The sequence below is a fragment of the Yoonia sp. genome (assembly GCF_036007805.1).
Classification (GTDB): domain Bacteria; phylum Pseudomonadota; class Alphaproteobacteria; order Rhodobacterales; family Rhodobacteraceae; genus Yoonia.
Map to the genome: position 1 here is coordinate 1 of NZ_DASYOK010000061.1, position 8,611 is coordinate 8,611.

Below are 8,611 nucleotides of genomic sequence, written 5' to 3' on the forward strand. Positions count from 1 at the left end.
ATCGTACCGCCCACGGGGGCCAAAGGCCTGAACACCGCGGCCTCTGATGTGCATTACCTTTACAACGGCCTGACCGAGTTCTACGCCAACGGCAGCACCGACGGCATCGACAGCTATTCGCAAAAGGCCCTCGCCCGCGTCTGGAAGGCCGAGCGTTTTAGCTGGTGGTTCTCGTCTCTGATGCACCGCTATCCTGATCAATCCGAATTCGATCTGAAAATGCAGGTCGCCGATCTCGAATTCCTGCGGTCCAACAAAGCCGCGCAAAAGGCGATGGCGGAAAACTATGTGGGCTTGCCGTATTGATTTACGCGCGCGTCTGACATTCACTCACGACGGAGGATCACAATGACAGACCGGTTTGACACAGGCATGGCAACACGGCGTGCCGTTCTGGGCGACGCGCATGTGGATAAGGCAGAAGCCGCCAAGACCGATTTTGATCTGCCGTTCCAGACGCTGATCACCGAAGCCGCATGGGGCACGGTCTGGGCGTCGGATGGGATAACGCAGCGTGAACGGTCAATGATCACACTGGCGCTACTGGCTGCGACCAAGAACTTCGAAGAAATCCCGATGCATATCCGCGCCACAGCACGCACCGGCGCAAGCAAACAGGACGTGATCGAGGCCTTTCAGCATGTAGCGATCTACGCGGGCGTGCCTGCGGCCAATCACGCGATCAAGCTTGCCAAACAAACCTATGCCGAAATGGAAGGGGATCAGACATGACATCACCGCTTTACCAACGCGACCGCGAATGGCACCCCCCTGCACTGGCACCTGATTATAAAACCAGCCTCGGCCGGTCCCCGAAGAACGCGCTTTTGTCGCTCGAGGGTTCGCCCAGCGAACTGACAGGCCCCACCTTCGGCCACAACGATATCGACGCCATCGACAATGACCTGTTGCGCAACTACGCCAAATCCGGTGATCCCATCGGTGAGCGCATCATCCTGCATGGGCGCGTTCTGGATGAAAATGCGCGCCCTGTGCCCAACACGCTTGTGGAAATCTGGCAAGCCAACGCAGGCGGGCGCTACCGGCACAAGAAAGACAGCTATCTCGCCGCAATTGACCCCAACTTTGGCGGCTGCGGCCGGACCCTCACGGACGAGAACGGCTATTACACCTTCCGCACCGTGAAGCCGGGCGCTTACCCGTGGCGCAACTGGATTAATAGCTGGCGTCCGGCACATATCCATTTCTCGGTGTTCGGCACCGCCTTTGCCCAGCGCCTGATTACCCAGATGTATTTCGAAGGCGACCCGCTGATCGCGAAGTGCCCCATCGTGAAATCCATCCCCGACCAACGCGCCGTTGACCAGCTTGTCGCAGCACTTGACCTGAACGCCACGATCCCGCTCGACAGTATTGCCTATAAGTTCGACATCATCCTGCGCGGCAGCCGTTCGACCTTCTTTGAAAACCGTCCGGAGGGAAATTGATATGACCCAATCACTCAACTACCTCAAAGAGACCCCCTCGCAGACCGCAGGCCCCTATGTGCATATCGGCCTCGCACCCGGTGATGCCGGGTTCGACATCTACGCGCAGGAACTTGGCCATGACATTGCCGGACCCAACGCCAAGGGTCAGCGGATCACCGTCACCGGCATGGTCACCGACGGCACAGGTGCGCCGGTCAAGGACGTGCTGATCGAGATATGGCAGGCCAATACCGCTGGCATCTATGCCGGTGCGGGCGATGTCGAAGAGGGCTTTCGCGGCTGGGGCCGTGTGATCCCCGATTTTGACACTGGCAAATTCACCCTTGAAACCATCAAGCCCGGCCCCGTTGCGGGCACGGACGGGCGCATATCCGCACCACACCTGAACCTCTGGCTGGTCGCGCGCGGCATCAATGTGGGCCTGAACACGCGGATGTATTTCGACGATGAGAGCGCCAACGCCAGCGATCCGGTGCTGAACCTGATCGAACAGGCGCACCGCCGCGACACGTTGATCGCCAAGGGCGAGGCAAACACCTATGAATTCAACATCAGCCTGCAAGGCGAGAATGAAACCGTCTTTCTGGATGTGTAACCGACCATGACAAACCCCTGTATCATCTGCGTGGCCATCACCGGCTCTGTCCCGACACAGGCCGATAATCCGGCAGTGCCCGTGACGATCGCCGAACAGATCGAAAGCACCCATGCCGCATTCGAGGCTGGTGCCACTATCGCCCATTGCCACGTCCGTGACGACGCGGGCAAACCTACCTCCGACCCGGAACGCTTTGCGCGGCTGAAGGAAGGGATCGAAACACATTGCCCCGGCATGATCGTGCAACTGTCCACGGGCGGGCGCTCAGGCGCGGGGCGCGAACGCGGCGGCATGTTACCCTTGGCCCCCGACATGGCGTCACTCTCGGTCGGGTCCAACAATTTCCCCACGCGCGTCTATGAAAACAGCCCCGATCTTGTGGATTGGCTGGCCTCGGAAATGCTGGCCTATAACGTCAAACCCGAAATCGAAGCCTTTGACCTCAGCCATATTGTTCAGGCCACCCGCATGGCCGCGGATGGGCGCTTGAAGGGGCCACTTTATGTGCAGTTCGTAATGGGCGTCAAAAACGCCATGCCTGCGGATGAACCGATCTTTGATTTCTACATCGAGACCCTGAAACGGCTTGCCCCCGATGCCCAGTGGTGCGCCGCCGGCATCGGGCCTGCGCAGTTGACGGTCAACGAATGGGCCATCTCAAAAGGTGGACATACCCGCACCGGGCTTGAGGACAACATCCGCCTTGATCGCAACACGCTGGCCCCGTCGAATGCGGCTTTGGTGCAGCGCGCGGTTGATCTTTGCGAAAAATACGAACGCCCCGTCGCAACATGGCAAGAGGCGCGCGCCATTCTTGGCCTGCAAAAGAGCGCTGCATGACAGGCGCCGGCACGGCCCTCGCCCGATGATGTTTGCAACGCTCAATGGTGCCGTGCTGCACTATCGCTTTCGGGCAGGCCAAGGCCGCGCTGTGGTCTTTCTCAATTCGCTCGGCACGGATTTCCGCATCTGGGACGCGGTGATTACGCAATTGCCTGCCGAGACACCTGTGCTGTGCATCGACAAACGCGGCCAAGGTCTCAGCGATGGCAATGATATCACCATGCCAAATCTGGTCGGTGATGTGGCCGCACTGATGGATCAAACAGGTCTGACCTCTGCCCTTATATGCGGCGTCTCCGTCGGTGGCCTGATTGCGCAGGGTTTGGCAACAACGCGGCCAGACCTCGTTTCAGGTCTGGTCCTGTGCTGCACTGGCGCCAAAATTGGGGACGCGGCCATGTGGAATACGCGGATCGCAGCGGTCCAGACCGACGGGATCGGCGCGATGGCACCTGCCATCCTTGAACGGTGGTTCAGCGCGCAGTTCAGGGCCGAACAGCCCACCGCCCTTGCGATTTACCGCAACATGCTGGCCCGCACCCCCGCCGACGGCTATGCCGCTGTCTGCGCCGCACTGCGTGACACGGATGCAACTGCGGCCACCCGAACCATTACCATACCGACCCATTGCATCGCAGGCAGCGAGGATCTTTCCACGCCACCTGACCTTGTGCGCGCTCTTTGCGCGCTGATCCAAGGTGCAACCTTTGAGGTGATCGCGGACTGCGGCCACCTGCCCTGTATCGAGGCCCCCAAAACGGTGGCCCAAGCGATCAATGAGGTGCATAAGAGGGTCCAATGACAGGGTTCACGCATCATCCATGGCTGAATGGGCTGCTCGGCAACAGCGAAGCTGCCGCGATCTGGGGTCCGGCGCAGCAGATGCAGCATATGCTGGCATGCGAGGCAGCCTTTACGCGCGCCTTGGGGCACACAGGCCGGATCAGTGCGGATCAGGCCACAAAGGTCGCTGCGCTGATCGCCAATTTCAAACCCAATCTTGATGCGATCAACATAGCAACCATGCGCGATGGCGTGCCTGTCCCTGAATTGGTCGCGCAACTCAAACGCGTCGCAGGTCCAGATGCCGGTGCGGTCCATACGGGCAGCACATCGCAGGATGTGCTCGACACAGCGCTGGCCCTGACGATCAAGGCCTTTAACGATCTGCTTGCCGACAGGCTCACGTCCTTGGCCGCCGATTTTGACGCGCTCTCGGACCAGTTTCGCGACCGCACCATCATGGGGCGCACCCGCATGCAGGCGGCCCTGCCCATTGCCTTTTCGGATCGCCTCGCCACGTGGTCGCAACCCATGGCGCGGCACGCGCTGCGGCTCTCCCGCCTGCGCCCCGAGATCGAGGTACTCAGCCTTGGCGGGGCAGTCGGAGATCGGGCGGCCCTCGGCGATCATGGCGATGCCATCGCGGCGGCCATGGCGACAGACCTTGGCCTGCGCAATCCGCCCAAAGCGCCCCATGCGATGCGCGACCATATCGCCGATTATGCCAACCTGTTGTCCCTGATCACCGGAAGCCTCGGCAAGATGGGGCAAGACATTTGCCTGATGGCGCAACAAGGCATCGAAGAGATCGGTTTGGAGGGCGGCGGCGCATCCTCTGCCATGCCACACAAACAAAACCCTGTTCTGGCCGAATTGCTGGTCACCAACGCGCGCTTCAACGCGACACAGCTTGCGGGCATACACCATGCACTGGTCCATGAACAGGAACGCTCGGGCGCGGCATGGGTGCTGGAGTGGATGATCCTGCCGCAAATGGCCGAAGTCACGGCGCGCAGCCTTTCTGCAGCACATGATCTGATCACAAGGGTCACGCGGATCGGATAGCCGAAGCACGGATTGAAAGGGGTCACCATGTCCGAAAACTACGTCATTCTGCTGGGCACCAAAGGCGGCCCCGCGATCCGGCCCGGCTCTTCCATGCCCACATCAAACCTGTTCTGCATCAATGGCCAGCAGATGGTGGTGGATTGTGGATTGGGCGTGACCAAAGGGCTCGTCGATCAGGGGATGCAACTCAAGGACATCTCCCTGATCTTCATCAGCCACCTGCATTCCGATCACTACCTTGAACTTGGCCCGCTCATCCACACCGCATGGACGGCAGGCTTGAAAACGCTGGTCGACATATACGGGCCTGTCGGGATCAAAACCTATTGGGACGGTTTTCTGGCCTCAATGAAAGCCGACATCGACCTGCGGATCGCCGACGAAGGCCGCCCTGATCTGCGCGCGCTGGTGCAGTTGCACGATATTGATGCGGGCCACGTCATGGAACAAGGCGGTGTGACAGTTACGGCAATGCGCACGGTCCACCCGCCATTGATTGACTGCTTTGCCTTCTCTTTCAAATCGGCCCAAACACATGTTGTCTTTTCAGGCGATACAGCGCCCATCACAGCGCTCGAAGATTTCGCGCGCGGCGCAGACCTTCTGATCCATGAAGCGATGCTGGAACAGGCGCTTCCGGCACTCACCAAACGTGTCGGAAATGGCTCGGAGAAACTGATGCAGCATTTGCTCCGCTCCCATAGCCCTGCCGATGCAGCCGCGAGAACCGCTGCGAATGCGGGGGTCAAGCGGCTGGCCCTGTCGCATCTGCTACCCTCGGATGACCCTGCCTATGGCGTTGATGACTGGCACAAGGCTGTGGCCGGTCATTTCGACGGGACGCTGATTGTCGGGGCTGACGGGCTGAGGATAGACCTGCCGGATCATGGCTAAGGTGCGCGGGTTCTCAACCTGCGACTCACCCTTTACGCGCATCACCGGAAAACGGCCAGAAGCCCAATAAAATATGGCGTTTCGATGCCCAATTGCGGCAGCATTCAGGCCGTTTTTCGTGCAAAAAGTGATGTAGCTGTCCTTTAGGTCAGGGAATGATAATTTTCGGGAAAATTTCATTGACGCGGTCAGCGCAGGTTCACTAGGTGAGGCTTGTTAACGTGCAAAAAATTGAAAAATTGGCGAGTAAAATGTTGAAAACAGTAAACGGTATCATTGGTACAATGATGTTGGGTGCCATCGCACTCATCTCCCCTTCAGGCGTCAGTGCAGAACAGATCTCACTGACGTTGAAGGCGCAAAACTTCACAATTGTCGGACAGTATGTGGGCTTCGCCGAAGGTGCCTATATTATCATGACAGAAAACGGCGAAATGCGTGTTCCTGCGGCGATGGTCTCGTGTGAAGGGGCCGCCTGTGAGGCAGCCACCTCCGACATGATTGCGGACAGCTAGAGCGTCACCGCCTGTCCCGTCCGCGCGCTTTCCTGCGCGGCCATCCCGATCGCAACCGCCCTTGCCCCGTCGGCAAGGGTGACTTCGACCTCGCCTTCACCGCGCACGACCGCATTGAAACGCTGATGCTGATAGAAGGTCGATCCGTTGTGATCGCCCGCTTCCAGCAACGTGGGGTCAACCGGAATTTCCGACACATAAGGGCCTTTGGGCGCACGCGGGCTAATGATCATCTGCGGCACCGGCGGCGCGCCCAGCAGTTGCGGCCAGAACCGCCCCGGCCCCGGCACCAGCGCCTCGATCTTGCCTTTCGGCCCCACGGCGCTGATCTCTTCCTGATACTTGGACCCTTCGGCGAACATGCACAATTCCAGCATGGCGCGCGCGCCCTTGGCAAAGTCCAAGATCACATAGCCGTTGTCCCAGATATCCGGCGCCTCACCATCGTAGCGCTCATCAATATGGTTCAGCGACTGCCCCGCACTCGCCATCACACGCACCGGTTCATCCTGCAAAATCAGGCGCATCAGGTCAAAGAAGTGACAGCATTTTTCCACCAAGGTCCCGCCGGTCTTGGCGTTGAAACGGTTCCAGTCGCCGATCTTGGGCAGGAAGGGAAAGCGGTGTTCGCGGATCGTCAGCATCTTGATGCCACCGGTCGCCTGTTCGGCCTGCGCAATCAGGGCCGCGACAGGGGGCATATAGCGGTATTCCATCGCCACCCAGACAGGATGCGGATAATCCTTGAACAGCGCCTCCAACACGGGCGCATCGGCAGGGTCGGTGTAAAGCGGCTTTTCACACAGGATCGGCAGCGGGCGGGTCGCCACGATCTGCTGGAGTTGCTGGACATGCAGGTAATTGGGGCTGACGATCACCACCGCATCCAGATTCTCAAAGGCCAGAAGCGCGTCAATCGACCCCGCAACATGGGCGTTTTCCGCCAAGGTCGCGGCTGATTCTGCCAGCTCCGCCACCGGATCATAAACCACCGACACGCGGCCCTGTGGCAGCAGATTGATATTCAAGATATGTTCGCGACCCATCATGCCGCAGCCGATCAGGCCGTAGTTTACCGTATCCACGTTGCTTAACCTTTGCCCATACGAGAGATGTAGTTGGCGCGCTTGGCGTCATACCAAGTGCGCGAAAATTCTGCGGGGTTTTTGGCGGCGGTCAGGCTGACCCGCTCGATATAACCCACAGGTGCGCCGGGGCGCAGATGAAAGGCGGCTGGCGCCCAATCCGGCACCACATCAACGCCGATCCGGTCCTCGACCGATGCAATCACCACACCCAGTTCGTGGCGGTAAAAGTGATAGAGCGAGTCCGATAGATCAGACACCGCGATCCGGTCACGTGCCGCCCCATCGAGCCAAATTTCCTCGAGCGCCACCAACACGCCATCGAGCGACCGCAACCGCCTGATCCGGTGCCCCTCCGGGTCTCCACCCAAGCGCGCAAAGCCCATCGGCTTGGCCAAGCGATCAACAGACAGCACCTTTGCGGTCGGCAAACCGCCCCCCTTGAGCAGTTCCAGCCGGAAAAACGCATAGACCGAATTCACTGCAGGGCGGTGGCGCACATAGTTGCCCGACCCCTGCACACGGTCCAGCAATCCCTTGGCCTCGACATCTGCAAGCGCCTTGCGCAACGTCCCCACGGCCACGCCCAATTCATCCGCCATCTCGCGCTCGGGTGGTAATCGCGCACCATCCGCCAGATGCCCCGCGGCAATCTCGCGGATCAGCATTTCACTCAACTGAATGAACTTCGGCAGTGCCGATGACTGGGCAGAGGCTGTCGCCATGGCGGCACCTCCCCGAGCCGGCACATGAAAATTGATACACTATTGTTGCACAGATATTTGCGTGCTAGGCAAGTGGAAACACGATCTTCTGGGGAGGAGAATCAATGACCATCGTGCCCATCACCAGCCCCGATCTGGATGCTGCGGAAGTGTCATGGTTTTCCGCGCTCTGTTCCGACGATTACCAGTTTCTGGGCGTGCCTGACGGCGATCTGCGCTCCTCATGGGAGCACTGCCGCGACATCGCGCTCACGGCTGAAAAACAAGGGTTCCGCAACATCCTCGCGCCCTCGTCCTATCAGGTCGGTCAAGACACGCTATCCTTTGTTGCAGGCATGGCCCCGCTCACCGAAAAGATCAATTTCCTCGCCGCGATCCGCTGTGGCGAAGTGCAACCGATCATGCTCGCACGCACCATTGCGACACTCGATCACATGCTCAAAGGGCGCCTGACGCTCAACGTGATCAGTTCGGATTTTCCCGGCGAAGCTGCCGACAGTGCTTTCCGCTATAAACGGAGCCACGAGGTCGTTGAAATCCTGCGCAAATGCTGGACGCAGGATGAAGTCAGCTATGACGGCGAGATCTACCAGATCTCCAAACTCACCACCGATCCCGCCAAACCCTATCAGCAAAACGGCGGGCCGCT

General features: G+C 59.5%; 12 protein-coding genes. 10 read left to right on the forward strand and 2 right to left on the reverse strand.

What is annotated here, in order from left to right:
- The 9 genes from VGP75_RS03780 to VGP75_RS03820 all read left to right on the forward strand — a co-directional run.
- Nucleotides 1–306, forward strand: a 306-nt coding sequence (locus VGP75_RS03780; protein WP_327542387.1) for an FAD-dependent monooxygenase, incomplete at its 5' end; no start/stop codon positions are given.
- 42 nt (nucleotides 307–348) lie between these two features.
- Nucleotides 349–732, forward strand: coding sequence for a 4-carboxymuconolactone decarboxylase (gene pcaC / locus VGP75_RS03785; RefSeq protein WP_110279199.1), 384 nt, complete (start codon nucleotides 349–351; stop codon nucleotides 730–732).
- The gene (pcaH, locus tag VGP75_RS03790) at nucleotides 729–1,448 is read left to right on the forward strand and encodes a protocatechuate 3,4-dioxygenase subunit beta (protein WP_327542388.1); all 720 of its coding nucleotides are present in this window, start codon (nucleotides 729–731) and stop codon (nucleotides 1,446–1,448) included. Before pcaC ends, pcaH begins: the two co-directional genes overlap by 4 nt.
- A 1-nt stretch (nucleotide 1,449) precedes the next feature.
- Nucleotides 1,450–2,046, forward strand: coding sequence for a protocatechuate 3,4-dioxygenase subunit alpha (pcaG, locus tag VGP75_RS03795; protein WP_327542389.1), 597 nt, complete (start codon nucleotides 1,450–1,452; stop codon nucleotides 2,044–2,046).
- 6 nt (nucleotides 2,047–2,052) lie between these two features.
- Nucleotides 2,053–2,889 (forward strand): 3-oxoadipate:acetyl-CoA acetyltransferase, encoded by an 837-nt coding sequence (locus VGP75_RS03800; RefSeq protein ID WP_327542390.1) that lies wholly within the window; start codon nucleotides 2,053–2,055, stop codon nucleotides 2,887–2,889.
- A gap of 25 nt (nucleotides 2,890–2,914) precedes the next feature.
- Nucleotides 2,915–3,694, forward strand: a complete 780-nt coding sequence (gene pcaD, locus VGP75_RS03805) for a 3-oxoadipate enol-lactonase (RefSeq protein WP_327542391.1) — start codon at nucleotides 2,915–2,917, stop codon at nucleotides 3,692–3,694.
- Complete coding sequence (locus VGP75_RS03810) at nucleotides 3,691–4,740, forward strand: 3-carboxy-cis,cis-muconate cycloisomerase (RefSeq protein WP_327542392.1); 1,050 nt, start codon at nucleotides 3,691–3,693, stop codon at nucleotides 4,738–4,740. The genes pcaD and VGP75_RS03810 overlap by 4 nt, the downstream gene beginning before the upstream one ends.
- Nucleotides 4,741–4,767: 27 nt before the next feature.
- Nucleotides 4,768–5,637, forward strand: a complete 870-nt coding sequence (locus VGP75_RS03815; protein WP_327542393.1) for an MBL fold metallo-hydrolase — start codon at nucleotides 4,768–4,770, stop codon at nucleotides 5,635–5,637.
- A gap of 221 nt (nucleotides 5,638–5,858) precedes the next feature.
- A complete protein-coding gene (locus VGP75_RS03820; RefSeq protein WP_327542394.1) occupies nucleotides 5,859–6,152 on the forward strand; it encodes a hypothetical protein in 294 nt (97 codons plus the stop codon).
- Here the strand turns inward: VGP75_RS03820 and VGP75_RS03825 are convergent.
- Both VGP75_RS03825 and VGP75_RS03830 read right to left on the reverse strand, forming a co-directional pair.
- Complete coding sequence (locus VGP75_RS03825) at nucleotides 6,149–7,237, reverse strand: Gfo/Idh/MocA family protein (protein ID WP_327542395.1); 1,089 nt, start codon at nucleotides 7,235–7,237, stop codon at nucleotides 6,149–6,151. The genes VGP75_RS03820 and VGP75_RS03825 overlap by 4 nt on opposite strands.
- Nucleotides 7,238–7,242: 5 nt before the next feature.
- On the reverse strand, nucleotides 7,243–7,962 hold the full coding sequence (locus VGP75_RS03830) for a GntR family transcriptional regulator (protein ID WP_327542396.1): 720 nt from the start codon (nucleotides 7,960–7,962) through the stop codon (nucleotides 7,243–7,245).
- 104 nt (nucleotides 7,963–8,066) lie between these two features.
- On the opposite strand from VGP75_RS03830, the gene VGP75_RS03835 reads away from it, so the two are divergent.
- Nucleotides 8,067–8,611 (forward strand): LLM class flavin-dependent oxidoreductase (locus VGP75_RS03835; protein WP_327542397.1); only part of this gene is annotated, 545 nt, incomplete at its 3' end.

Excerpts from the sequence above, each read along its gene's own strand:
- pcaC (WP_110279199.1), top strand. The coding sequence starts at position 349 with ATGACAGACCGGTTTGACACAGGCATGGCAACACGGCGTGCCGTTCTG.
- pcaH (WP_327542388.1), top strand. The coding sequence starts at position 729 with ATGACATCACCGCTTTACCAACGCGACCGCGAATGGCACCCCCCTGCA.
- pcaG (WP_327542389.1), top strand. The coding sequence starts at position 1,450 with ATGACCCAATCACTCAACTACCTCAAAGAGACCCCCTCGCAGACCGCA.
- VGP75_RS03800 (WP_327542390.1), top strand. The coding sequence starts at position 2,053 with ATGACAAACCCCTGTATCATCTGCGTGGCCATCACCGGCTCTGTCCCG.
- pcaD (WP_327542391.1), top strand. The coding sequence starts at position 2,915 with ATGATGTTTGCAACGCTCAATGGTGCCGTGCTGCACTATCGCTTTCGG.
- VGP75_RS03810 (WP_327542392.1), top strand. The coding sequence starts at position 3,691 with ATGACAGGGTTCACGCATCATCCATGGCTGAATGGGCTGCTCGGCAAC.
- VGP75_RS03815 (WP_327542393.1), top strand. The coding sequence starts at position 4,768 with ATGTCCGAAAACTACGTCATTCTGCTGGGCACCAAAGGCGGCCCCGCG.
- VGP75_RS03830 (WP_327542396.1), bottom strand. The coding sequence starts at position 7,962 with ATGGCGACAGCCTCTGCCCAGTCATCGGCACTGCCGAAGTTCATTCAG.